Here is a 22,238-nt window from a genome sequence, read left to right as displayed (position 1 = left end):
TCACTCCTCGGTCAGCAGGCTCAGGGCGGGGCGGGCGCGCAGGTACTCGGCCGCGTTGGCGTCGCGCTCATGCTTTCGGTAGTAGGCGACCTCGACGAGTTCCAGCGCGAGACCGTCCGGATCGCTGAAGTAGCACCAGCGCCAACCGGCGAGCGGTCCGTCGTCGACCACGTTGACGTCCGAGTAGAACGTCACGCCCTTGCCCTCCAGCTCGGCCTTTGCGGCCTGGATGTCGTGCACCTTGAAGCAGATGTGCGCGGCGCCGAGGTGGTTGTTGGGGACGGGCTTCGTGCTCGTGACCGGCCGGTTGGCGTACTCGATGAGCTCCATCGTGGAGTGCTCGCCGACGTACAGGCTCACCTGGCGCAGCTTGGCGTCCGGCACGCCGACACCGCGGGACAGGTCGGGGCCCTCGAACCGGGGCGTGGGTTCGTTGGCGAACGGCATGCCGAGGATGTCGTGATAGAAGTAGATCGAGCGGTCCAGGTCGTGGACGACGAGGCCAGCGTGGTGGATGGCGGCGAGTTTCATGGCGCAGGGTTCCCCTCAGGCGGTCAGAGTCGGTGAGGACAGGACCTTGAGCTGGTCGCCGCGCGGGTCGACGAGGACGTCGAAACCTTTGGTGACTACGTCCGGCAACGGGATGCGGGCGGTGACGGCCCGAGCGACCGGGTACTTGCCGGAGGCGATCAGGCGGATGATGCGGGGCCAGTCGGTGATCAGGTAGCACCAGCTGCCGACCAGCGTGACGTCCTTCGCCGACAGGGTCATCGCGTCGAATGTGGCCGGCCGAGTGTGCAGCCCGGTCTGCACAATCGCGCCGCGCCGGCGGACGCTGGTCAGGGCGGTAGCCAGGCCGGGGGTCGAGCCGGAGCATTCGGCCACGACGTCGACGCCGAGGCCGTCGGTCAGGTTCGCGATGGCGTCGGCGAAGCTTTCGTCGGACGGGTCGAGCACGGGGCCGACGTCCAGGGCGCGGGCTAGCACCGCCCGGTTGGGGTTGGGCTCGGCGATGACCACGGTGCCCGCGCCGACGGCGTTGGCGTAGAGGGCGGACAGGACGCCGATCGGGCCGGCCCCGGTGACCAGGACGACGTCGCCACCATGAACGCCGGCGCGGTCGACGCCGTACGCGGCCACGCTGGCCGGCTCGACGACAGCGCCCTCGATGTCGGAAACCTCGTCGGGGAGCTTGGCGACCTGGTAGTCCTTGAGGACGGCGTATTGCGCGAGCCCGCCGGTCTCGGCGCTCAATCCGGTGCAGGCGAACCGTACGCAGAGATGGCCGAGCCCCCGCCGGCAGTATGCGCATCGCCCGCAGACGATGGCCGGCATCACCGCGACCCGGTCGCCGACGGCGACGCCGGTCACCTCGGGGCCGGCCTCGACGATCCGGGCGGAGAACTCGTGGCCGAGCGTCTGCGGCAGGGTGGCTCCGGTGAGCGGGTGCGGGTTTACCGGGGTGACGATCGGGCCGACCAGGTATTCGTGCAGGTCGGTGCCGCAGATGCCGCACCAGGCGACCTCGACAAGCACCTCGTCGGGCGCCTTGGGCGCCGGAACGCCGACGTTCTCCAGGCGGATATCGCCCTTGTCGTGGAAGCGAGCTGCCAGCACGGTCTTCAGCCTTTCGAGAGGGGGTCGGCGCCGCGGACGCGGCTGTAGACGACGGCCGCCACCACGACCAACGCGCCCTGGAAGAAGTACTGCCAGGTCTGGTTCAGCTCGAGGAACACCGTGGCGTTGAGCACCTGGACGATCAGGCCGGCGCCGAGCAGCGTGCCGATGAACGTGCCGCGCCCGCCGAGCAGGCTGGTGCCGCCCAGGATGACCGCGGTGATGCTGCTGAGCGTGTAGCCGACGCCCTGCGCCGGATCGCCGATGCCGAGCTGGGCAAGCAGCACGAGCGCACCGACAAAAACCAGAACCGAGCAGCACACGTACGCACCGATGACCGTTCCGGTGACCTTGACCGCCACCCGCCGCGCCGATTCCTCGTCGGAGCCGACCGCACGCAGCCGCATACCGGCCGGGGTGCGGCGCAGCACCCACTCGAGGGCAAATGTCGCGACCACCAGAATCACGAAGCTCAGCGGGACCGGCCCGACCTGTTCGGTGACGACGCCGGTGACGGTGGTGCCGATGTTGCCGCCGGGCGAGTCGCGCAGCAGGAAGCTGAGTCCTTGCAGAGCGATGTATGTGGCCAGGGTGGCGGCGACGGGAGTGAACCGCGCGTACCGGATGAGGGTGCCGTTGACGGCGCCGGTGCCGACCCCGGTCAGCAGCATGAGCAGCAGTCCGAGGATCATCACGGGCCCGGACTTGCCGTCGTTGAGGAAGAACGAGCCCACCACGACCATGAAGCCGGCGAGGGGTCCGACCGATAGGTCGATGCCGCCGACCAGGAGCGCGACGGTCTGGCCGAGTGCGATGAAGCCGAGTGCGGCGCACGAGGTCATCACCGAGGTGATGTTGAAGGCGGACAGGTAGCGGTCGTTGGTGCTGTAGACGTACGCGCCGAGGCCGAGCATGACCAGGGCCAGGATGATGACCGGCGCGTAGTCGCCGAGCAGGAATCGGCGCAGCGGCGTCGAGCCGCCGCGGGCGGCGCCCTCCTCGCGGCGGTGCCCGGTGGCCCGGACGGCCGCGTTGATCAGCGCCTGCTCGGTGATCGCGTCGCCCTCGACCGTCTGGACCATCGCGCCTCGGGACATCACGACGACCCGGTCGCAGAGCCCTTCCAGCTCCTTGGCGTCGGAGGATGCGATGACCACCGGTACGCCTTCCGCTGCGATCTCGCGCAGGATGCGGTAGATCTCGGAGCGGGCGCCCACGTCGACGCCCTGCGTCGGCTCGTCGGCCACCAGGATCGCCGGGGCTGACAGCAGTGCCCGGGCCAGCACGACCTTCTGCTGGTTGCCGCCGGACAGCGCGGAGATCATGGTCTGCTGCGAGGGCGTCTTCACGGCCAGCGAGCGCAGCTGGCCGGCCACGGCGCCGGCTTCGGCCCGCGCGTCCAGCAGCGGCCCGCGGGTGAACAGCCGCAACGCCGACAGGGCGGCGTTCTCCCGTACCGACAGCGACATCATCAGGCCCTCGCGGTGCCGGTCGGCGGGCAGGTAGCCGCTCCGGTGGCGCAGCCGTTTCGAGCCGTACGCCGAGGCGCCGATCTGGACCGTCCCGGTGAACGAGTCGAGCCCGGCCAGCGCCCGCAGCAGCGCGCTCTGCCCGTTGCCGACGATGCCGGAGATCCCGATGATCTCCCCGCGCCGGGCGGTGAAGGAGACGTCGTGAAACTCGCGGCCGGACAGGCCGTCGACGACCAGGACCGGTTCGTGCTCGTCGGCGCCGGCCTTGACCGGGAAGGTGGACTCGAGCTTGCGGCCGACGATCAGGGCGAGCAGTTCGTCGTCGGAGATGCCGGCCGTCTCCCCGCCGCCGCGGACCGTGCCGTCGCGCAGCACGGTGACCCGGTCGGCGAGCGCGCGTACCTCGGCGAGCCGGTGGGTGATGTAGACGACCGCGGTGCCGCCCGCGGCGGCCGTCCGGACCCGATCGAAAAGTAGGTCGACCGACTCGGGCCCGAGCGGCGCGGTCGGTTCGTCCAGGATCAGCAGCGACGGTTCGACGACGAGCGCCTTGGCCAGTTCGAGCAGGTGTTTCTGGGCGATGCCGAGCGACTCGACCCGGTCGTCGAGGTGCGCGGCGCACCCGACGTCGGCCAGCATGGCCCGCATCGCGGCCTCGGAGTCGCCGTCGCGGCGCAGCACTTCGGCGGGCACCGCAACGCGGATGTTCTCCCCCACCGTCATGTCCGGCATCAGTGCCGGGTGCTGGTGCACGATGGCGATCCGCAACTCCGCGGCCTGCGCCGGGGTGAGGTGGTCGTAGGTTTGGTCGCCGATGGTGATCGAGCCGGCGTCCGGCACGACCGCGCCGGACGCCACGCCCATGAGGGTGGATTTCCCCGCGCCGTTCTCGCCGAGCAGGGCGTGCACCTCACCGGATCGGACGGTCAGGTCGACGCCGGTCAGCGCCGCCACCCCGTCGTAGTTCTTGCTGATTCCGGTGAGGGCCATCGTCGCCGGCGCCACCGTCACTGTGGTCTGCTCGTTCACCGTCGGTCCTTACTTGTTGAACAGCGCGGCCTGTTGCGCTCCGGGCAGCTCGGCGGAGAGGTAGACGTCGCCGGGCAGGCTGCGATCGCACTTGACCGGGTTCGGCTGGCCGCTGACCGAGTCCTCGAAAGCCGGCGCCTCGAACTGCGTGTCGGCCGGCGGGGTGCCGCCGGTTGCTTTGGCCACGGCCCAGTCGACGGCCAGCCGGGCGTTGTCGTTGCCGGTGGCCACCGTGAACAGCTTGAAGTCCGGGTTCTTGGCCTTGTGGTCCTCCCAGAAGCAGGAGAGGACGTTGCCGTCGGAGGTGACCAGAGCCGGGATCGATCGGCCGCTCTTCTCGAACTCGGGCAGCGCGCCGACCAACGACGGCCCGAAGTCGGAGACGATCACGTCGATCTTCGGGTACTTGGCGATGGCGGCCGACAGGACCTGCTGGGTCAGCGAGGGGTCCCAGTTGGTGACCTCGAACGGCTGCTGCCCGATGAACGTGTACTTGCCGCTCGGGTCGAGGACCTCGTGCAAGGCTTTGAGCTCGGTGAGGCCCTGGCTGTTGCCGGCCGGGCCGGACAGGAAGAGCACGTTGCCGCCGCTGGGCAGGTTCTTGGCGATCCAGTTGCCCCAGTTCTTGCCGTCGTTGGCGAAGTCGGCGCCGATCCAGGTGGTGTAGTCGACGCCAGGTTTGCCGCCCGGATCCACCCGGTACGGGACAGTGACCGCGTTCGCCTTGTAGGCGCTGCGCAGCGCGGGCAGCACCGCGTTGCCGGCGTCGGGAAAGACCACCAGAGCGTTGATGCCCTTGGCGACCATGCCCTGGATGTCGGAGATGGCCTTCTGCACGTTGCCCTGGCCGTCGGCGTAGCTGAAGCTCGTCACGCTCTTGCACTTGGCCACCTCAGCCTTGGCCGACGCGGTGGTGACCAACCGCCAGCTGTTGCCGCCGAAGCCGTCGGTGAGCCCGAGGCTGATCTTCTTCGATCCGCACCAGCTCGGCCCCCCGGGCACGGGGGCGCCGGCGGCGTCGGCCGAGTTCTTGTTGGAGTTGGCGTTGCTGCATCCGGAAGCCAGCAGGACGAGCGCACCGGCGACGGCGGCCAGCCGGAGCCCGGAGGGGAATGTGGACATGGCGAAGCGTCCTCCTTGCAGACGACGTGGAGATGTCAGAGTGGGGAGCGCGGCCTAGGCCGACGCCGGAAGAGCCCGGGTACGCTGCGGCGATCGCAGGCGATTCCAGTTGATGGTGTAGAGCGCGACGCCGAGCGCGAGCGCCACGGCCTGGACAAGGGTCTGCACCGCGTAGGTCTCGCCGAGCGCCAACACGTACTGCTGCAGTTGAGTCAGGAACAGCCCGGCCAGCGCGCTCGCCACCAGGCTGCCGCGACCGCCGAGCAGTGAGGTGCCGCCGAGGACGACGGCGGCCACCGAGGCGAGAACATAACTGTCGCCTTCGTACGCGGTGGGCTTGTTGACGATCCCGGCCAGCAGGAAGCCGGCCAGCCAGTAGAGCACCGTCGCGCCCACGTAGGCGCCGCCACGGAAACGGTCCACCTTCAGTCCGGCCGCCCAGCCGGCGAGCGCATTGGCTCCCACGGCCTCGAAGCGGCGCCCGGCCACGGTCTTCTTGACCAGAACAGTGGTGACCACGGTGGCCACGACCGCGAAATACACGGCGTTCGGGACGCCGAGCGCGCTCCCGCCGGCCACCTTGGCCATCAGGTTCGTGGTCTGCCGCGGCGTGCCGCCGGAGACCGCGAGGACGGCCGCGTAGAGCAGCGCATTGGTGCCCAGCGTGGCGACGATCGCGTTGAGCCCGAGGCGCCCGATCAGCAGTCCATTGAGGAGCCCGGCCACGATCGCGGCGGCCAGGGCAAGCGCCGCCGCCGGGAGGACCTTGCCGTCGTTCCCGTACGCCTCGTGCGTGATGATCACGACCGTCAGCGAAATGGTGCCGGCGATCGAGAGGTCGATGCCGCCCTGCATCACGACAAGGGTCTGCCCGAGCGCGGCGATGGCCAGCACCGACGCGAACGGCAACATACCCAGCAGGGCGCCGTGACTCATGCTGCTGCGGGCAGTCGCCCAGCCCAGTACGGCCAGGGCGATCAGGGCGACGAGGACGGTGATCAGGCCGCGGGACACGGTGCGGCGGGTGTTCGCCGTGGCGCCGGAAGGACTGGTCATGTGATCTCCTCGATCCCACTCCGCGTTGCGCCTGACTTTACAAAGACGTGCCAGCGTTCACAATAGGTTGACACCATCAAACTATTGGTCCACTGTGTGGCTCATTTGCGCAGCAGCGTCCCGCCTACCGGTTGAGCGTTCTCTCTTACTTAACGATGAGCGCTTTGCCTGGCAGCGTGCCGGCGGCCAGCGGCTCGAACGCGTCGGTCACCACCCGGTCCAGCGGCACCACCCGGCCGACCAACTCGCTCGCGAGTGGACGGTCGCGCAACAGCTCCAGCGCCCGCGGCAGATCGGTGTCGCAGACGTGCGCGACCGTCGTGCGGACGGTCACCTCGCGCAGGACGAGATCGGCGAGGGCGAGGCTCTGCGGCGCCTTGACCAGGCCGACCAGCAGGACGGTGCCACCCATGGCGACCAGATGAGCGGCGCGCTGGGCGGCGCCGGGCACACCGGAGCTCTCGATGACCACGTCGGCGCCGCCGGGCACCAGGTCGTGTACCGGAACCTCCGGCTCGTCCGGAGTGACCAGCAAGGTTTCGGTCGCGCCCAGCCGCTGGGCGGCGGCCAGCCGGCCCTCATCCACGTCGACCGCGACCACCCGGCCGTCGTGCCCGGCCAGACCGGCCAGGATGAAGGAGCCGATCGCGCCGGCGCCGAGCAACAGCACCGTGTCGCCCGGCTGGACACCGGACCGGTCGACCGCGTGCAGCCCGACCGCGAGCGGCTGAGCCAGCGCGGCATCGCGATCGGCGCATCCGTCCGGGATCTCCCGCAGGGTGGTGGCCGGCACGGCGACGTACTCCGCGAGCGCGCCGTGCGTGCTCAGCCCGAGTGTGTAGTAGTGCTCGCACAGATTGGTTCGCCCCTGCCGGCAGCGGCGGCAAGTACCGCAGGAGACGCCGGCGCCACTGGCCGCCCGCCGGCCACGCCATTGTTCGGCGCCCCGTCCGGCGTCCACCACCTCGCCGACGAACTCGTGGCCGAGGATGGTGGGACCGACGTGACCGCTGCCGGGATGCCGCGTGGTCAGCGGCACCATCATCGGGCCCTTGGTGTACTCGGTGACATCGGTGCCGCACAACCCGTTGTAGGCGACCGAGAGCACCACCATGCCCGGTCCGGCGACCGGCTCCGGGTACTCCTCGATCCGCATGTCCCCGGGTGCGTACAGAACTGCCGCGTGCATGGGAACCTCCGCCCTTACAACGTCGCGGAGGACGTCAGATGGACCTTGATCTGAGACTTGTCGCTCAGCACGGCGGCCACCGCATCGTCGGCCTTCGCCAGCGGGTACGTCGATGTGACCAGCGGCGTCAGATCGACGCGGCTGCGCGCCAGGAACCGCAGCGTGCGCGGCCACACCCCGGGTGAGCCGATGATCCCGCGGGCCTGCAGCTCCTTGGACTGGAAGAGCCCGAGCTTGGCCGGGACGGACGAGCCGACGTCGATACCGACGTACACCAGACGTGCACGGAACGCGGCCGCCTCCAACGCGACGGCCATGGCCTCGGGACGACCGCTGGCCTCGAAGACGACGGACGCGCCGGCGCCGCCGGTCACCGCGGCCAACTCCTCGAGGAAGGCCGGTCCGGTCGGGTCGAGCGCCGCGTCGGCGCCGAGCGTCAGCGCCACCTCGGCCCGCGCCCGGCTGGGCTCGGCGACGAGGACCCGGCCGCCCTTGCCCGCCGCCGCGGCCACGATGCCCAGGCCGATCGGTCCGGCCCCGAGCACCAGCACGGTGTCACTCGCGTCGAGGTCACCAGCCCGCAAGGTGGCGTAGTAACCGCAGCTGAACGGTTCGACCAGGGCGCCCTGCGTCCAGGAGAGGTTGTCCGGCAGTTGGTGCAGCCAGCTCTCCTTGGCGACGAAGAACTCGGCGGCGGCGCCACTTATGCTGAAGCCGAAGTGGTCCGCGCCGATCACGCACTCCCCCACCACGCGGTCGCCCACGCCGAGGCTCTTGACCGCCCGGCCCGCGCGGATCACCTCGGCCGACCACTCGTGGCCGGGGGTGACCGGGTAACTGAAGGGGATGATGTAACGCCCCGCGAGAAGTTCGATGTCGCTGTGGCAGATGCCGACTCGGCGGCTGGCCAGCAGCAGTTCGTCGTCCGCGATGTCCGGAATGGTCAGCTCGTTGATGGTCGCCCGATTGTCTCCGACGAACTGAAGAGCCTTCATGGTTGCTCCAGCGCTCGGTGCCAGGTGTTCACAGATACTGAACGGGCGACCGAGAGCGTGTCAACCGTTACTTCGTGGAAATCGGGTCGAAACGAGGCTCAGTAGCCGTGCCGGACGCACCAGATGCCGCGTACCGGCGCATCGGTGCGATTGGCCAGCAGATGCGGCACCGCGGAGTCGAAGCCGATCGCCTCGCCGGCCCGCAGCGTGAGAACCTCGAATCCCACTGTCACCTCGAGCTCGCCCTCGATCAGCCAACCGAACTCGAACCCGGAGTGCCGCAGCATCCGCTGGTCGTTGGTCGAACTGGAGTGCGGCGGATAGATGATCTCGATGAAGTCCAGCCCGGTGCCGGTGTTGTCGACCAGCCGCTCCCAGATCACACCGCTGTCCATCTCGAGGACGTGCCGCTCACCCGGCCGGGTCACCGACAACATCGGCTGCCGGCCGTCCTGAGGCCACGCATGGGCTAGATCGCCCAGGTCGGACCGGCTGACGGGCGACGTCGCCGCGGTCTGCGGCGGGGCCGGCTCGGGCGGCGTTCCCGCGGCGTCGCGCGCGTCCTCCTCGGCGAACAGCTCGTCTATCGAGACGTTGAGCAGTTGTGTCAGGGAGTAGAGCGTGGCCACCGACGGCTGCGACTTGCCTCGCTCCATCTGTGAGAGGAACGAGGGGGAAACCCCGAGCTCGCGGGCGACCTCGCGCAACGACCGGCCGGATCGTTCCCGCACCCGCTTCAGCCGGTTGCCCAGATTGCCCAGCGGCTTGGTGGCGGACGAACTGAGCTCGGTCACGTGATCCCCTCGATTGCGTCCCCTCACTATGGGACGCCGTCCGCGCTCCGCGTGGGGAGCTCACTTGTGCGGCTACAGCGAACGCCTGCCCTGCTGAACCGTAAAGCAACAGTTGACGGCGCGTCCAGTGTCAGGTCATCATCGAGCACCATGGACCGCACCGCATTGGTCGTGGGCGTCACCGGGATCGCCGGATACAACATCGCGGAAGCACTGACCGCCGCCGGATGGCGAGTCGTCGGGTTGTCCCGAGCGCCACGGTACGAGATTCCGGGCGTCGAGCACGTGTACGCCGACGTCCTCGACGAGCCCGCCGTGGAGGCGGCAACGGCCGGCCGCGGCATCACCCACCTGTTCTTCAGCACCTGGTCGCGTCAGCCCACCGAGGCCGAGAACTGCGCGGTCAACGGCGCGATGCTGGACACCACGCTGCGAGCCCTCTCGCGCACCGCGTCGCTGCGGCATGCCGTGCTCATCACCGGGCTCAAGCATTACCTAGGACCGTTCGAGGCGTACGCGGAGGCACCGGCCGATACACCGTTCCGCGAGACCCAGGACCGCCTGCCATACCAGAACTTCTACTACGAGCAAGAGGATGTTCTGTTCCGGGCGGCGGCCGAGCAAGGGTTCACCTGGTCGGTACACCGCCCGCACACGATGATCGGCTACGCGCTCGGCAACGCCATGAACATGGGAGTCACACTCGCGGTGTACGGCAGCATCTGCCGTGCCCGCGACGAGAAATTCGTGTTCCCCGGCAGTCCCCAGCAGTGGAACGGCGTCACCGACATCACCGACGCGCGCCTGCTCGGCCGGCACGCGGTCTGGTCGGCCACCGAACCGGCCGCAGCCAACCAGGCGTTCAACACCACCAACGGCGATGTCTTCCGCTGGCGGCAGATGTGGCCGAGGCTGGCCGAGGCACTCGGCGTCGAGGCGGCACCGTACGCCGGGCACGCCGACCCGCTCGACGCCCGGCTCGCCCACGCCGACGAGACCTGGGCGACGCTGACCGACAAGTACAGCCTCGCGCCGTACCGGGCCACCGACCTCGCCTCCTGGTGGCACACCGACGCCGACCTCGGCCGGCCGGTCGAGGCGTTCGCCGACATGTCGAAGAGCCGCGCTCTCGGCTTCCTCGAATTCCAGGACTCGACCCGGTCGTTCCTTGACCTCTTCGAGACACTACGCACACAGCACGTCATCCCCCAGCTCTCGTGAGCCACGACCACCAGATCGACCTGCTCGTGCTCGGCACCGGCGCGGCGGGCCTGGGCGCGGCGGTGGTCGCGGCCGACGAGGGACTGTCGGTGCTCGTGTTGGAAAAGACCGAATGGCTGGGTGGCACCACCGCGTACTCGGCCGGGACGTGCTGGATCCCAGGGCACGCCATGATGGCCGACCCGGCCGGCGACGTCGCCGCGGCGAGCCGTTACCTGGACGCTCTGGTCGGCGACAAAGCGCCCCGGGATCTGCGCGAGGCCTACCTGGCCGCCGGGCCGCGGATGCTGGACCGGCTGGGCCGGATCGGCGTGCGTTTTCTGCACTCCGCCACAGTCGTCGATTACCACCCCGAGATCCCCGGCTCCGGCGTGGGACGCGCGCTGGAGCCCGAGCCGTACGACGGCCGCCGGCTCGGCCGGGAGCGATTCAGCCGGATCCGGCCGCCGGTCCCAGAATTCGCGCTGTTCGACGGCACCCTCATGGTGCGCCGGGCCGAAGTGAACGACCTTCTGACGGTCTTCGGCGGCTCGCCGCGCGGCATGGCCGTGGCGCTGCGCCTGGGCACGCGGTGGGCCCGCGACCGAGCGCGCTACCGGCGGGGCACTCGGCTGGTGATGGGCAACGCGCTGGTCGCCCACCTCTACCAGCGGCTGCTCGACCGGCGCGGCGATGTCTGGTTCACCGCGGCCACCGCCGAACTCACTGCCGAGAGCGGACGGGTAGTAGGCGCCGTCGTGTCACACCGGGGCCGCACCGTCCGGGTCCGGGCGCGCCACGGCGTGATCCTCGCGACGGGCGGATTCGCCGCAAGCCCCGAGCTGCGCACCGCCTACCTGCCCCGCCCGACCCCGCAGTTCACCAGGGCCGCCGAGGGAAGCACCGGCGACTCCATAGCGCTGGCCCGCGCGGTCGGCGGCGTCCTGGCGGAGCCGCGCGACGACAACGCCCTGTGGTTCCCCAGCTCGATCGGACGCCGCCCGGACGGCTCGACCGCCGTCTTCCCGCACATCTGGGACCGGGCCAAGCCCGGCATCGTGGCAGTCAACGCCGCCGGCCGGCGCTTCGTCGACGAATCGGTGTCCTACCACCGCTTCACACGCGCGATGTACCAATCCCACGAGACCGTCCCGACCATCCCGGCCTGGCTCGTCCTCGACGCCCGCACCCTCCGGCGCTACGGACTCGGTCTGGTCCGCCCGCACGCGCCGCTCGGCCCTCATCTGCGCGACGGGTACCTCCAGCGGGGCCACACCGTCCGGGAACTGGCCACCGCCATCGGCGTCGACCCGGACGGTCTCGAGCAGACCTTGGTGGCCGCCAACCGGGCCGCCCACACCGGCGTCGACGACGAGTTCGGCAAGGGCACCAGCCCGTACGGCCGCCAGTACGGCGACCCGAAGCGCCAGCCCAACCCGAACCTCGGCCCGATCGAGACCGCCCCGTTCTACGCGATCGCCGTAGTGCCGACGCCGCTCGCCACCGCGCTCGGCCTGCGCACCGCTCCCGACGCCCGCGTACTCAACGCCAACGGCCACCCCATCCCCGGCCTGTACGCCTGCGGCAACGACGCCAACTCGATCATGGCTGCCGAGTACCCCGGCGCCGGCTGCCAGATCGGCGCCGGCCTGACATTCGGCTACCTCGCCGCAAGCAGGGCAGCCCGTCAGGGGTGATATAGCACCCTCTCCCTGGACGGGCGAAACCACCCAGGCCCAATTCACCCAGGAATTCTTCACTCCGGTTAGGGCGCACAACCATTCCGACGCCGTGCTCCTTCGAGCTGTACGCGTTGGCCGCCGCACACGTGCGCAATGCGTGGACGGACCCAGACACAGCGCAAAACGCCCCGATTGTCGCCGATTCACTGGGCAACGAACCTCAACCACGCAAGTGGCGCGTTCACCGCCGGCCAGCCCAAGCCGCTCGGGAACCCAATTGTCTTCGAGACGTTGGTGCTGCCAGTCCTCACCGATTTCGCCTCTGTGCACCATCGTGCGGCGCCCACGCTGTCGATCGTGGTCACCCCACCACATCATGCAGACCGCCGAGCACCTCAGCTGCGTCGCCTGCAAGAACGCGCTGCTGCTGACACAACAGGCCATCACAGCGACCCGGACTACATCATCGAGTCACTCGGCCTCGACGCCGCCCTCGACATGATCAACCGAGGCGTCGCCGACCATCGCGAACTCGTGCTCGGCGACCAGAATGCGCCACCGCCGTGCGGGCCGTGCTCGACCAGTTCGTCCGCGCCGGCTGGCCACGCACCGTCGACATGGCCGACAACCTAGATCAACTGTTCTGCTGAAGAACCCACGGACGCCAGACGCGATCGCACAAGGCCCCTCCTCTCGGGGTGAAGGTCGCGGCGTCGACAGTCTGGGAGATCCTGCGCGCGGCCGGCATCGACCCCGCCCCGGACCGTGCGGCCTCGACGTGGCTGCAGTTCCTGCGTTCGCAGGCCGAGGCGCTGCTGGCGGCGGATTTCCTCGAGACGATCACGCTGACCGGCACCCGCGTGTACATCCTCGCGGTCGTCGAACATGCCAGCCGCCGCGTCCGGATCCTCGGCGCGACCACGCATCCCACCGCGGCGTGGGCGACTCAGACCGCCCGTAACCTGGTGATGGACCTGCAGGACGCGGGTTGCCGGGCGAAATACCTGATCCGCGACCGGGACGGCAAGTACCCGGCTCTGTTCGACACGGTCCTCGCCGACGCCGGCATCACAGTCGCACTCAGCGGTGTCCGCGTTCCCCGGATGAATACAGTGACGGAACGCTGGGTACGGACATGCCGCCGCGAACTGCTCGACCGCACGCTGATCTTCAACCAGCGACATCTGCCGCACGCGCTACGCGAGTACGAGGTCTTCTACACCACCCACAGACCGCACCAGGGCATCGCCAACGCCCGGCCACTCACCCTGCTACCCGAACCGATCACCGATCCGGACCGGATCGCGCATTTGAACATCCACCGGCATGACCGCCTCAGCGGCATCCAGCACGAGTACACGCAGGCTGCCTGACCTGCCCGGATGCCATTTTCGGCAGGTACAGCGTCGAGGAGCTGCCCTGCTGGGTTCGCACGCTGACGCCTATGTGCGTAGCCACACCGCGAGCGGTTCATACCGGTTGCCTTGGTCGCTGACGACCACGTACCGGTCGTCGACGGCTGCGGCGTGGAGCCGTTGCAGCAGTCCGGCAGCGGCCGGCAGATCGAGCGCAGCTGCCACCCTGGCCCGTATCTCGGCGACGTCGGGCCGGTACTCGCTGATCTCCCGCTCGGCCCGGTCGAGGCGCTCCCGCAGCCGCGAGCCGTCATCGAGCGGCGCCACCAGCGCGTCGTGCAGACTCGGCAGATGGACGACCATCGCGACGGCCTCATGCACCCCCATCGCAATCAGGCCGCCGGTACCCTCGGAGCCGGCATACACAACGGGACGCTCCTCACCGCCCTCACCGGCGAACAGGAACGCCCCGCCACTCGCGTCACCGGCGAACATCGTCAGTGTCCGGCCGTCAGCAAGGTGGACCGGCTCGGTCGGGCCGTTCGCGCACCGCTCGATCTCGAAGTCGAAGTCGCTCAGTGCCGCGTTCAGCCACGGCGTGTCGGCGACCATGCTGAGTAGTCGATCAACCACCGGCGCATCGTAGCAACGAAAGCAGCTGATCGGCTGCACACGTCTGTTTGATATGCAGGTGATCGTGAGGCTCCAAAATCGGGGCGCGCAGCGCCTCGATCACTCTGCATATCAGGCGTTACGCGGCCCGCCAGGGCGCAGGTGAACGAAGTTCAGCCGCATAATGCCGCCGAGAGAGCGCGCTCGGAGGCCAACCACCCGTCACCCCGCGTTAACAACGGTGCTGAGTAATACACCTAGCCGTCGCCGATCAACGCCGCTCGCTGCTACTTCCAGGTCTGCAGCGGCGCTAGCTCGGCGGTGTTCGTCTACCCGATCGCGCGCCGCAGGACGATCGGGGATCCGTCGCCGTGTCGGCATACCAGCGCCTTCGCACGGACCCACCCGTTTCGAAACCGCAGGCACGGCCACCGATGAGTTCACGGCGTCGCCACGGTCACCACTGGTATCCGAATCGTGGAGGGATCCAACATGCATAGGCGAACACTGTTGAGCGGTGCCGCAGCGATCGGTGCATCGGCGCTGGCGGCCGGTGTCGTACCGGACGGTCCGGTGGCGCGGGCGTCGGCCAACACCCCCGGCGGGTCATGGCGGGCCGGGCTCGCCCGGCTGCACGACGCGATGGCGGCTCGGGTCGCGCGGCGCGAGCTCGTAGGCGTCGTCTACCTCGTCGCGCACCGCGGGCGGCTGCACGTCGACACCATCGGCACGCTGTCGCTGGGCGGCGATGAGCGGATGCGGCGCGGTACGCCGTTCCGGATCGCCTCGCTGACCAAGCCGATCATCGCGGCGGCCACGATGATGCTGGTCGAGGACGGCCGTCTTGCGCTACACGAGCCGGTCGACCGGCTGCTTCCCGAGCTGGCCGACCGGCGGGTGCTCACCCGGATCGACGGGCCGCTCGACCAGACGGTTCCGGCGGCGCGCCCGATCACCGTGGAAGATCTGCTGACGTTCCGGATGGGTCACGGCATGATCTTCGAACCCAGCTTCCAACCGCCGTACCCGATCATCACCGCGGCCGCCGACTTGCGACTGGTGATGGACCAGCCGGACCCGCGCACGCCACTCGGACCGGACGAGTGGATCCGAAGGTTCGGCACCCTGCCCCTGATGTGGCAGCCCGGCCAGCGATGGCAGTACAACACCAGCGCCCTGGTGCTCGGTGTGCTGATCGCCCGGGCTGCGGGCGTACCGCTCGAAGACTTCCTCCGCAAACGAGTCTTCCGGCCGCTGGGCATGCACCACACCGGGTTCTCCCTACCGCCGGCCGAGGCCCGGCGGCTGCCCGGCCTGTACATGACCAACCCGCAAACCGGGCAGCTGGAACTGCAGCCTGGCTCGATGCCCGACGAGTGGAGTCGGCCGCCCGCCTTCCCATCCGGTGCCGCCGGGCTGGCCTCGACCATCGACGACTACCTGGCGTTCAGCCAGTTCCTGCTCAACCGGGGCGTTCACCGCGGCCGGCGCCTGCTGTCGGCCGAGTCCATCCGGCGGCTGACCACCAACCACCTCACCCCGCAACAGCTCGCCGACGCGGGCCCGTTCCCGCTCACCGGACGCGGCTGGGGATACGGCATGGCCGTCAGCATCACGCCGGACGAAATCTCGCGGCCCGGCCGCTACGGCTGGGAGGGTGGATACGGCACCGTCTGGTTCAACGACCCCCAGCGTGACCTGACCGGGATCGCACTGACCCAAACCGTCGACTTCCTGTTCAACGGAGCCTCAGACGAGTTCCAGCGGTTGGCGGCAGCAGCCGCCGGGCCGCAATAGATCTACGACCGTTCAGCCCGCCGTCCGCCACGGACCAGTCGGCGGGCGGCCGGGATGTCACCCGCCGCTACTAATGCCGCTATTTGCCTCGGCGCAGAGCGCATTGATCTGCCGATGTGAGTGCGTGTAGAGACGCTGTAATGGCGACGGATAGTAGGAGATCCAGGTGTCCATTCAGGGTGGGGTGTGACCCGCGGGTTTGAGTCGGGCCCCGCGGCGGTGTGCGCGGGTTGGGTGCTTGATCTTTGGTGTCGATGGTGATGATCGTGTGTTGTGTCCGACCTGCCCACTGTGGAGCTGGTGGAGCAGCTTCGCCGTACCGACGCCGGGTTGCGGGAGGTGCTGACGGCCCGGGAAGCCGAGATCACTGAGCTGCGGGCCATGATGCATGCGCTCGGTTTGCAGGTGGCGGAGTTGCAGCGGCGTCCAGTCCGAGCGTTATTTCGCCCGGCCGATATCTGCTGCGTGCCGATCTACGACGCTCCCCGCCTGCGCTGGGGCATGATCTGGCGCAAAGACACCGAAAATTCGCTCATCTACGCTATCGCCCAAGGCGTGCGCGACCTCGCCACCTTCTACGAACCGTGAGCCGACCAGCCTGCGGCGGTGTCCCTGGCAGTCCATGATGGACTCCGCGCGGCTGCGGTCGCCGGGCTTACTCCGGGCGGGCCGGTAGCCGCCGTCCGAAACTGGTCGTCTGACAGATGCGGTATCGCGCCCGGGCTCGGACGATTGACCCCCCGGCTCACCGCAGCAGAGGAGGCATCGTGATCACCATCGCGCTGTTCCATTCCGCCCTTGGCCTGCGCCCGGGCGTGCTGGAGTTCGCGGCTCGCCTCCGCGCGGCTGGCCACGGCGTTCACGCCATTGACTCCTTCGACGGCGAGACCTTCGACGACCTGGACGAGGGCATGGCCAAGCTCGGCGCCCTGGGTGTCCCGGAATTGATCCACCGCGCCCAGCAGGCCGTCGACGACCTGCCCGCCGACATTGTCTACGCTGGCTTCTCCATGGGTTGCGGAGCCGCCGAGTTCCTTACCGCGACCCGCCCCGGCGCGCGTGGCGCGCTGCTGATGAGCAACGCGTTGGACCCACGGTCCTTCGGCATCCAGCACTGGCCGCAGCGGGTGCCGGTCCAGGTCCACTACGCCGCCCATGACCCGCTGGTCGACCACGCCCAGGTCGACGCGCTCGCGGATGCCGTGCGCGCCGCGGACGCGGACTTCGAGGTCCACACCTATCCCGGCTCCGGGCACCTGTTCGCCGACCCCGACCGAGCCGAGTACGACCGCGACGCGGCCGAGCTCCTGCTCAAGCGGACGCTTGACTTCCTGGGACGGCTCTGAACCGACGACCGTGGCCGCATCACACAGCTCACCCCCAGAATCACCACGATGTAGCTGAGGAGAACGAGGCGGAATGGCTACCTTGAAGTGGGTCGAGATCTCCGGGCAGGAGCCCGGCGGCGACGCCACCGTGATGGCGTCGAGATTTCTGCTGCGATCCCGCTGGTGGGTTCCCGGGTTTCTGCGGGCGGCGCTGGCGGTCCGTCGCCAGGTCCGGCGCTCGCCGGGGGCGCTCGGCGTTTCGCTGATCGCCGAGCCCGCCAAGGCCACGTTCTGGACCTTGTCGGCCTGGAGCGACCGGGCGTCGCTGGAGGACTTCGTACGGCACAGCCCGCACGCCCCGGTCATGGGCAAGTACCGGCCCAAGATGCGCGACGCGCGCTTCCGGTTCTGGACGGTCCCGGCCACCGGCCTCCCCGTTGAGTGGGCCGACGCCAAGGCACGCCTTACCGCCGACCCAGGAGGCGCCGCTGAATCCGGTGCGGACACGGGCGAACCGGTGACCTGACCGATGCGCCGGCGCTACGACCCCGGTGCGGGGCGTCCGGCTCCGGCCTGGTGGAGGCGGTAGGTGGCGAGAACGTTGAGCCGGTGCAGGTTGCGGCACAGGTCGAGCATGCCTTGGACGGCCCGATCGGCGGGTACGGGGTAGGCGGCCATCGCGGCGGCCAGGGTGGGGTCGAGGTGGTCGGCCCAAGGGTTGGTGCAGGCGGTCATGGTCTCCTCGATGCTGCGTCCTGCGGCGTAGGAGTCGGCGACTTCCGCGCCGAGGCGTTCGAGGTAACCGATGAGCGTGGCGATGGCGGCTGGGCCGTCGCCCATGGGTCCGTGGCCGGGAACGATCATCTTCAGCTCGGGGAGTCGCTCGCGCATCCGCCGCAAAGAGGCGATGTACGGTTCCGGGCCGCCCTGCAGGAGCATGTGTGCCACTCCCGCGTGGCACAGGTAGTTGCCGGTCCAGGCGACCCGGGTGTCGGGAAGGTAGGCGATCGTGTCGCCGGGCCCGTTCCCCGGGCCGAAGTGGAACAGTTGGACGGTGCGGCCGCCGAGATCGATCTCGGCGGAGCCGTCGAAGACCAGATCCGGTTTGCGCCAGTGGTCGACGGCGTCGAGGAGCTTCTCGTCGCCGTACATGTTTCCGGAACGGACGTTCTTCTCGTAGCCCAGGTCGGACATGTTGTCCTTGTTGATCCGGGAGGACACGATCACCACGTCGGCGGGGAAGGCCGCGTTCCCGAAGGTGTGGTCGCCGTGGTAGGTGGTGTTGACCACGTAGCGCAGCGGTCGGTCGGTGAGCTCCGCGGTCAGTGCCTGGATCTGGGCGGAGATGCCGGGGGTGACACCGGCGTCGATGACGACGGCGGCGTCCCGGCCGGCGATGACTCCGTTGTTGTCCTTGGGCGGGATGTTGGCGAGCAGGGCATGCACCCCGGGGCCAAGTTCGCGGGGAACCAGCTTCAGGCCGACTGGGCTGAGGTTGGGACCCTGGTAGGCGTCCGGGCGTTCGACGATCTCCCGGTCCGGAATGTGGTCTAGGGGCATCGGGTTTCCTCCGCTGCGCAATCAGGGCAGTGGGTGCTGCTTCTACGGGCTCCCACCGTTGCGGCGCATGACGTCGTCGACGGTACGACGGATCCGGAGGTCCCGAATCCGTCACCTGACCAGTTCGGCTGTTCGGCAGACCAGTCCACCGCGAGCCTGGTGAGCTCGGCCCGGGAGGTGATGCCGAGCTTGGGAAAGGCCTTGTACAAGTGGTAGGCGACAGTACGGTGGCTGAGGAACAGCTCGGCCGCGATCGTCCGGTTGGTGGCGCCGGCGGCAGCCCGGCGTACGACTTGGCGCTCCTGCGGGGTCAGGCGGCCGAGCAGTTCATGGCCGGACTCGGCGAGGACGATGAGCTCACCGGCGGCGCGAAGCTCGGCCCGTGACCGTTCGGCCCACGGCGCCGCGCCGACGCGGTCGAACAGTTCGGCGGCCGCCCGCAGGTGGATGCGGGCGTCGCTACGGCGGCGGCCCCGGCGCAGCCACTCACCATAGAGCAGCTCCGTGCGAGCCCGCACGAACGGCTGGTCCGCCGTCGCGGCCAGGTCGGCGGCGGCCGCGAAGAGCCCGCCCGCCTCGGCGTCCGAGCTGATCAGAGCGCGGGAGCGCAGCGCGGCCACGCGGATGCTGGGCAGGCGGGTGCACGCGGCCCACTCCTCGAGGCGGGCCAGAGCCTTGCCGGCCCGCTCGGGCCGCCCCGCACGTACGGCGGCCTCGACCTGGTCGGCGGCACACAGCACGGCGACCGCGGCGACCGGCGCCGCGGCCGTCTCCAGCCGGGCCAGCGCGTCCTGGTATTGCCCTCGCCCGAGGTCGAGCAGGCCGATGGCCCAGCTGCCGACCGCGGCCACCCCCAGGTTGTCGTGGGCGGTGGCGGAGCGGATGCCGTTCTCCGCCAGCGCCCGGCACCGGCCCTCGTCACCGGCGAACGCGGCGAGCTGGGCCAGGCTGCACCTGATCTGGCTTGCGACGCGGTGCTGCCCGGTGTCGCCGGCGAGCCGCAGGGCCTCCTCGAGTCGCTCCGCGGCCTCGCCGTGCCGGCCGCGGCCCAGCATCTGCGCCACCCCGAGGATCTGGAGCGCCAACGGCAGCCGGCCGATCATTCCGTACTGTCAGCAGCGCGTGACGACGGCACCGGCCAGTTCCTCGGCCGCTTGGTACTCGGCTGCCGCGAGGCCCATCGCGGCGGCCATCAACATCGCCGGCATGTCGGGCTCGGCCCGGCGCAGACCGTCGACCGCCTCCCGGAGCAGCGGCTGCGCCTCGCCGAGCCGGCCCGCGTGGAACCGGGCGAGGCCGCGTAGCCCACAGATGAACGGTGCGAACGGGGACCCCGCGGGCACGAGGCCGGCGGGCAGGTTGGCGACCGCGCTCTCGGCCAGGCCGGGGGCGCCGATGAACCACGACGCCAGCGCCGCCTCGACGAGCATCGGGACCGCGGCGGGTGGATACGGTCCGTCGGCGAGGGCGGCGGCACCGGCGAAGAGAAGGCGGGCGGCGGCGTACGGCGTGCCCTGCTCGAATCTGACGGCGGCGTGCACCCGCGCCAGATCAGCTACCGTCGCCGGATCGCCGGCCCCGGGGACGGCCCGCGCGGCGATGGATTCCGCCCACCGCAGTTCGCCCGCCTCCAGGGCGGCCCACGCGGCCGCGGCCATGCGGCGGGCACGCCGGTCCTCGTCCGGTGTCAGCTGGGCGGACCGCTCGTAGGACGCCGCCACCGCGGCGTACCCGGCGCGCCGGTACGCCCGTTCGGCGCTGTCCTCCAGCTCGGCAGCGATGGCCTCGTCGGGCTCGCTCGCCCCCGCGGCCAGGTGCCAAGCCCGCCGATCGCGGGCCGCCAGGCCGTCGAGCACGGCGGCGAGCGCCTGATGGGCCGCAAGGCGGCGGACCGCGGTGGCGGACCGGTAGACGGCGGTCCGCACCAGCGGGTGCCGGAATCTGAGGCTGCCCGCCTCGGCGCGGATCAGCCCAGCCTGCTCGGCCGGGTCCAGGTCGGCCAACTCGGCGCCGAGGAGCTTTCCCGCGCGCAGGACAACCGCCAGGTCGCCGGTGTCCTCCGCCGCGCCGGCCAGCAGCAGTGCCTGTGTGGGCTCGGGCAACGTGGCGATCTGCCGCTCGAACTCGGCCTGTACCCGACCGGGCGGGGTGGGCGCGCCGATGTGCGGTACGAGCCGGCCCGGATGGCCGGCTCGCTGCGCCGGCGTGAGGTTCGCGGGCAGCTCGACGAGGGCTAGCGGGTTACCGCCGGCCTCCGCGACGATCCGGTCCCGGACCGCCGGGCTCAGGTCGTACGGCGCCAGCACGGCCACCGCATCCGCCTCGTCCAGCCCGGGTAGTCGCAGCTCGGGCAGCCCGGGCGCGACGAACTGGCGGCCGTCGTCGCGGGCGGCGAACATCATCACCACTCCTTCGGCGTCCAGTCGTCGGCCGGCGAACACCAACACCTCCGCCGAGGCATGATCCAGCCACTGGGCATCGTCGACGAGGCAGAGGACCGGCCCGTCCACGGCCAGCTCGGTGAGCAGGCCGAGCACGGCCAGCCCGACGAGGAACCGGTCACCTCCGCCGGCGTCGGTCAACCCGAAGGCCGCCCGGATGGCCGCAGCCTGCGGGGCAGGCAGCGCCTCGATGCGCTCCAGCCCAGGGCGTAACAGCAGGTGCAGCGCCGCGAACGGCAGCTCTAGTTCCGACTCCACCCCCACCGCGCGCAGCACCCGAGCCTCGCCGGCAGCCGCCGCCGCGTACCCGAGCACCGCGGACTTGCCGATCCCGGCCTCGCCCCGGACCACCAGCACCGCGCTATGACCCTGGCGCGCGGCCTCGAGCAACCGATCGACCTCGGCCAATTCCGCTTCCCGGCCACACAGCATGCTCAGCAATCTACCTACTTTGATCAATCCTGGACGCCGGCGTGCCGGAACCGGAGGTCGACCGTGTGGAACGGATGATCTCGACGTTCTGGGCTCGGCTTCGCCGCGTCAGAGGTCAACGGCCGGTTCAGCGCCGGCACACTCAAGCCGCAGGCCCGGCGCGCCCAACTCGACCCTACCGAGTAGTCCACGCGGACTACCGCATAGCCGACCATCTTGACAAACCAATGGACTGGACCGCGAAGTTCGAAGCGGATCTGCGCAATCTACGCACCATCATCGAGTCGTTCCGGGGTGACGACCCACGACCATAGGCTCGAGCTCGAAGGCACATCGCCAATACAGCTTCATCGAAAGCGCCAAGATCGACTGCATTGTTCTGCCGCCGACAATGCGCGCAGGGGGACGCCGTGCTGGACAGGCTCCGGACATCAGGCGCCGCGTGTCTGCGGTTCCTTGACTCGCGCCGGTTCGACGTATGGCGCGGCCCTTGGAGTGCTATGTCGCCGACTCGTATGCTTCGCCATCCGGGCTGGCCACCACGACGGTGTACCCGT

The 22,238-nt window shown here is 69.9% G+C and carries 20 protein-coding genes; 8 read left to right on the top strand and 12 right to left on the bottom strand.

The genetic code is table 11. From position 1 onward, the window contains the following. The 8 genes from ACIA5D_RS47680 to ACIA5D_RS47645 all read right to left on the bottom strand — a co-directional run bounded on the left by ACIA5D_RS47680 (window position 1) and on the right by ACIA5D_RS47645 (window position 9,274). Entirely contained in the window at window positions 1-531 is a 531-nt protein-coding gene (locus tag ACIA5D_RS47680) for a VOC family protein (protein WP_396037346.1), read from the bottom strand. A gap of 15 nt (window positions 532-546) precedes the next feature. Beyond that, the gene (locus ACIA5D_RS47675; RefSeq protein ID WP_396037345.1) at window positions 547-1,617 is read right to left on the bottom strand and encodes a 2,3-butanediol dehydrogenase; all 1,071 of its coding nucleotides are present in this window, start codon (window positions 1,615-1,617) and stop codon (window positions 547-549) included. A 5-nt stretch (window positions 1,618-1,622) separates the two neighbouring features. Beyond that, window positions 1,623-4,118: an ATP-binding cassette domain-containing protein gene (locus ACIA5D_RS47670; protein WP_396037344.1), complete on the bottom strand. Its 2,496-nt coding sequence runs from the start codon at window positions 4,116-4,118 to the stop codon at window positions 1,623-1,625. 9 nt (window positions 4,119-4,127) lie between these two features. Next, window positions 4,128-5,240: a substrate-binding domain-containing protein gene (locus tag ACIA5D_RS47665; RefSeq protein WP_396037343.1), complete on the bottom strand. Its 1,113-nt coding sequence runs from the start codon at window positions 5,238-5,240 to the stop codon at window positions 4,128-4,130. A 54-nt stretch (window positions 5,241-5,294) separates the two neighbouring features. Next, the gene (locus ACIA5D_RS47660; RefSeq protein ID WP_396037342.1) at window positions 5,295-6,296 is read right to left on the bottom strand and encodes an ABC transporter permease; all 1,002 of its coding nucleotides are present in this window, start codon (window positions 6,294-6,296) and stop codon (window positions 5,295-5,297) included. A 145-nt stretch (window positions 6,297-6,441) separates the two neighbouring features. Further along, the gene (locus ACIA5D_RS47655; RefSeq protein ID WP_396037341.1) at window positions 6,442-7,485 is read right to left on the bottom strand and encodes a zinc-binding dehydrogenase; all 1,044 of its coding nucleotides are present in this window, start codon (window positions 7,483-7,485) and stop codon (window positions 6,442-6,444) included. Between the two features lie 14 nt (window positions 7,486-7,499). Then, window positions 7,500-8,480, bottom strand: coding sequence for a zinc-binding dehydrogenase (locus tag ACIA5D_RS47650; RefSeq protein ID WP_396037340.1), 981 nt, complete (start codon window positions 8,478-8,480; stop codon window positions 7,500-7,502). A gap of 98 nt (window positions 8,481-8,578) precedes the next feature. Continuing rightward, window positions 8,579-9,274 (bottom strand): helix-turn-helix domain-containing protein, encoded by a 696-nt coding sequence (locus ACIA5D_RS47645; RefSeq protein WP_396037339.1) that lies wholly within the window; start codon window positions 9,272-9,274, stop codon window positions 8,579-8,581. Between the two features lie 150 nt (window positions 9,275-9,424). Here ACIA5D_RS47645 and ACIA5D_RS47640 point away from each other — a divergent pair, with 150 nt between their 5' ends. The 4 genes from ACIA5D_RS47640 to ACIA5D_RS47625 all read left to right on the top strand — a co-directional run bounded on the left by ACIA5D_RS47640 (window position 9,425) and on the right by ACIA5D_RS47625 (window position 13,529). Continuing rightward, window positions 9,425-10,495: an SDR family oxidoreductase gene (locus ACIA5D_RS47640; RefSeq protein WP_396037338.1), complete on the top strand. Its 1,071-nt coding sequence runs from the start codon at window positions 9,425-9,427 to the stop codon at window positions 10,493-10,495. Then, on the top strand, window positions 10,492-12,171 hold the full coding sequence (locus ACIA5D_RS47635; protein WP_396037337.1) for an FAD-binding protein: 1,680 nt from the start codon (window positions 10,492-10,494) through the stop codon (window positions 12,169-12,171). The genes ACIA5D_RS47640 and ACIA5D_RS47635 overlap by 4 nt, the downstream gene beginning before the upstream one ends. Before the next feature lie 138 nt (window positions 12,172-12,309). Then, window positions 12,310-12,789, top strand: a complete 480-nt coding sequence (locus ACIA5D_RS47630; RefSeq protein ID WP_396037336.1) for a hypothetical protein — start codon at window positions 12,310-12,312, stop codon at window positions 12,787-12,789. A 65-nt stretch (window positions 12,790-12,854) separates the two neighbouring features. Then, window positions 12,855-13,529 (top strand): integrase core domain-containing protein, encoded by a 675-nt coding sequence (locus tag ACIA5D_RS47625; protein WP_396037335.1) that lies wholly within the window; start codon window positions 12,855-12,857, stop codon window positions 13,527-13,529. Window positions 13,530-13,598: 69 nt separating this feature from the next. Here the strand turns inward: ACIA5D_RS47625 and ACIA5D_RS47620 are convergent, their stop codons facing one another. Continuing rightward, window positions 13,599-14,123 (bottom strand): hypothetical protein, encoded by a 525-nt coding sequence (locus tag ACIA5D_RS47620; protein WP_396037334.1) that lies wholly within the window; start codon window positions 14,121-14,123, stop codon window positions 13,599-13,601. A gap of 492 nt (window positions 14,124-14,615) precedes the next feature. Between ACIA5D_RS47620 and ACIA5D_RS47615 the strand changes: the two genes are divergently transcribed. From ACIA5D_RS47615 to ACIA5D_RS47600, 4 genes are all read left to right on the top strand, one after another. Then, a complete protein-coding gene (locus ACIA5D_RS47615) occupies window positions 14,616-15,920 on the top strand; it encodes a serine hydrolase domain-containing protein (RefSeq protein ID WP_396037333.1) in 1,305 nt (434 codons plus the stop codon). A 273-nt stretch (window positions 15,921-16,193) separates the two neighbouring features. Then, the gene (locus tag ACIA5D_RS47610) at window positions 16,194-16,508 is read left to right on the top strand and encodes a hypothetical protein (RefSeq protein ID WP_396037332.1); all 315 of its coding nucleotides are present in this window, start codon (window positions 16,194-16,196) and stop codon (window positions 16,506-16,508) included. A gap of 179 nt (window positions 16,509-16,687) precedes the next feature. Then, window positions 16,688-17,266 carry a dienelactone hydrolase family protein gene (locus ACIA5D_RS47605; protein ID WP_396037331.1) on the top strand — a complete coding sequence of 193 codons (579 nt, stop codon included), beginning with the start codon at window positions 16,688-16,690 and terminating at the stop codon, window positions 17,264-17,266. A gap of 73 nt (window positions 17,267-17,339) precedes the next feature. Further along, a complete protein-coding gene (locus ACIA5D_RS47600) occupies window positions 17,340-17,774 on the top strand; it encodes a DUF3291 domain-containing protein (RefSeq protein WP_396037330.1) in 435 nt (144 codons plus the stop codon). A 14-nt stretch (window positions 17,775-17,788) separates the two neighbouring features. Here the strand turns inward: ACIA5D_RS47600 and ACIA5D_RS47595 are convergent, their stop codons facing one another. Genes ACIA5D_RS47595 through ACIA5D_RS47585 form a run of 3 tightly spaced genes read right to left on the bottom strand, consistent with a single transcriptional unit; the run spans window position 17,789 to window position 21,681 of the window. Next, window positions 17,789-18,808, bottom strand: a complete 1,020-nt coding sequence (locus tag ACIA5D_RS47595; RefSeq protein WP_396037329.1) for an MBL fold metallo-hydrolase — start codon at window positions 18,806-18,808, stop codon at window positions 17,789-17,791. Next, a complete protein-coding gene (locus tag ACIA5D_RS47590) occupies window positions 18,799-19,911 on the bottom strand; it encodes a response regulator transcription factor (protein ID WP_396037328.1) in 1,113 nt (370 codons plus the stop codon). Before ACIA5D_RS47590 ends, ACIA5D_RS47595 begins: the two co-directional genes overlap by 10 nt. Window positions 19,912-19,920: 9 nt before the next feature. Then, entirely contained in the window at window positions 19,921-21,681 is a 1,761-nt protein-coding gene (locus tag ACIA5D_RS47585) for an AAA family ATPase (RefSeq protein WP_396037418.1), read from the bottom strand. Window positions 21,682-22,238 lie beyond the last annotated feature (557 nt).

The organism is Actinoplanes sp. NPDC051513, assembly GCF_044454685.1.
Lineage (GTDB): Bacteria > Actinomycetota > Actinomycetes > Mycobacteriales > Micromonosporaceae > Actinoplanes.
Note: the sequence above shows the minus strand (reverse complement) of the source record. Positions and strands in the feature narration are given on the sequence as shown.

What these genes read in the sequence shown, in the direction of transcription:
- ACIA5D_RS47600 (WP_396037330.1), top strand. Translation starts at nt 17,340, where the DNA reads ATGGCTACCTTGAAGTGGGTCGAGATCTCCGGGCAGGAGCCCGGCGGC.
- ACIA5D_RS47660 (WP_396037342.1), bottom strand. Translation starts at nt 6,296, where the DNA reads ATGACCAGTCCTTCCGGCGCCACGGCGAACACCCGCCGCACCGTGTCC.
- ACIA5D_RS47595 (WP_396037329.1), bottom strand. Translation starts at nt 18,808, where the DNA reads ATGCCCCTAGACCACATTCCGGACCGGGAGATCGTCGAACGCCCGGAC.
- ACIA5D_RS47615 (WP_396037333.1), top strand. Translation starts at nt 14,616, where the DNA reads ATGCATAGGCGAACACTGTTGAGCGGTGCCGCAGCGATCGGTGCATCG.
- ACIA5D_RS47680 (WP_396037346.1), bottom strand. Translation starts at nt 531, where the DNA reads ATGAAACTCGCCGCCATCCACCACGCTGGCCTCGTCGTCCACGACCTG.
- ACIA5D_RS47640 (WP_396037338.1), top strand. Translation starts at nt 9,425, where the DNA reads ATGGACCGCACCGCATTGGTCGTGGGCGTCACCGGGATCGCCGGATAC.
- ACIA5D_RS47665 (WP_396037343.1), bottom strand. Translation starts at nt 5,240, where the DNA reads ATGTCCACATTCCCCTCCGGGCTCCGGCTGGCCGCCGTCGCCGGTGCG.
- ACIA5D_RS47585 (WP_396037418.1), bottom strand. Translation starts at nt 21,681, where the DNA reads ATGCTGTGTGGCCGGGAAGCGGAATTGGCCGAGGTCGATCGGTTGCTC.
- ACIA5D_RS47590 (WP_396037328.1), bottom strand. Translation starts at nt 19,911, where the DNA reads ATGATCGGCCGGCTGCCGTTGGCGCTCCAGATCCTCGGGGTGGCGCAG.
- ACIA5D_RS47650 (WP_396037340.1), bottom strand. Translation starts at nt 8,480, where the DNA reads ATGAAGGCTCTTCAGTTCGTCGGAGACAATCGGGCGACCATCAACGAG.
- ACIA5D_RS47655 (WP_396037341.1), bottom strand. Translation starts at nt 7,485, where the DNA reads ATGCACGCGGCAGTTCTGTACGCACCCGGGGACATGCGGATCGAGGAG.
- ACIA5D_RS47630 (WP_396037336.1), top strand. Translation starts at nt 12,310, where the DNA reads ATGCGTGGACGGACCCAGACACAGCGCAAAACGCCCCGATTGTCGCCG.
- ACIA5D_RS47620 (WP_396037334.1), bottom strand. Translation starts at nt 14,123, where the DNA reads ATGGTCGCCGACACGCCGTGGCTGAACGCGGCACTGAGCGACTTCGAC.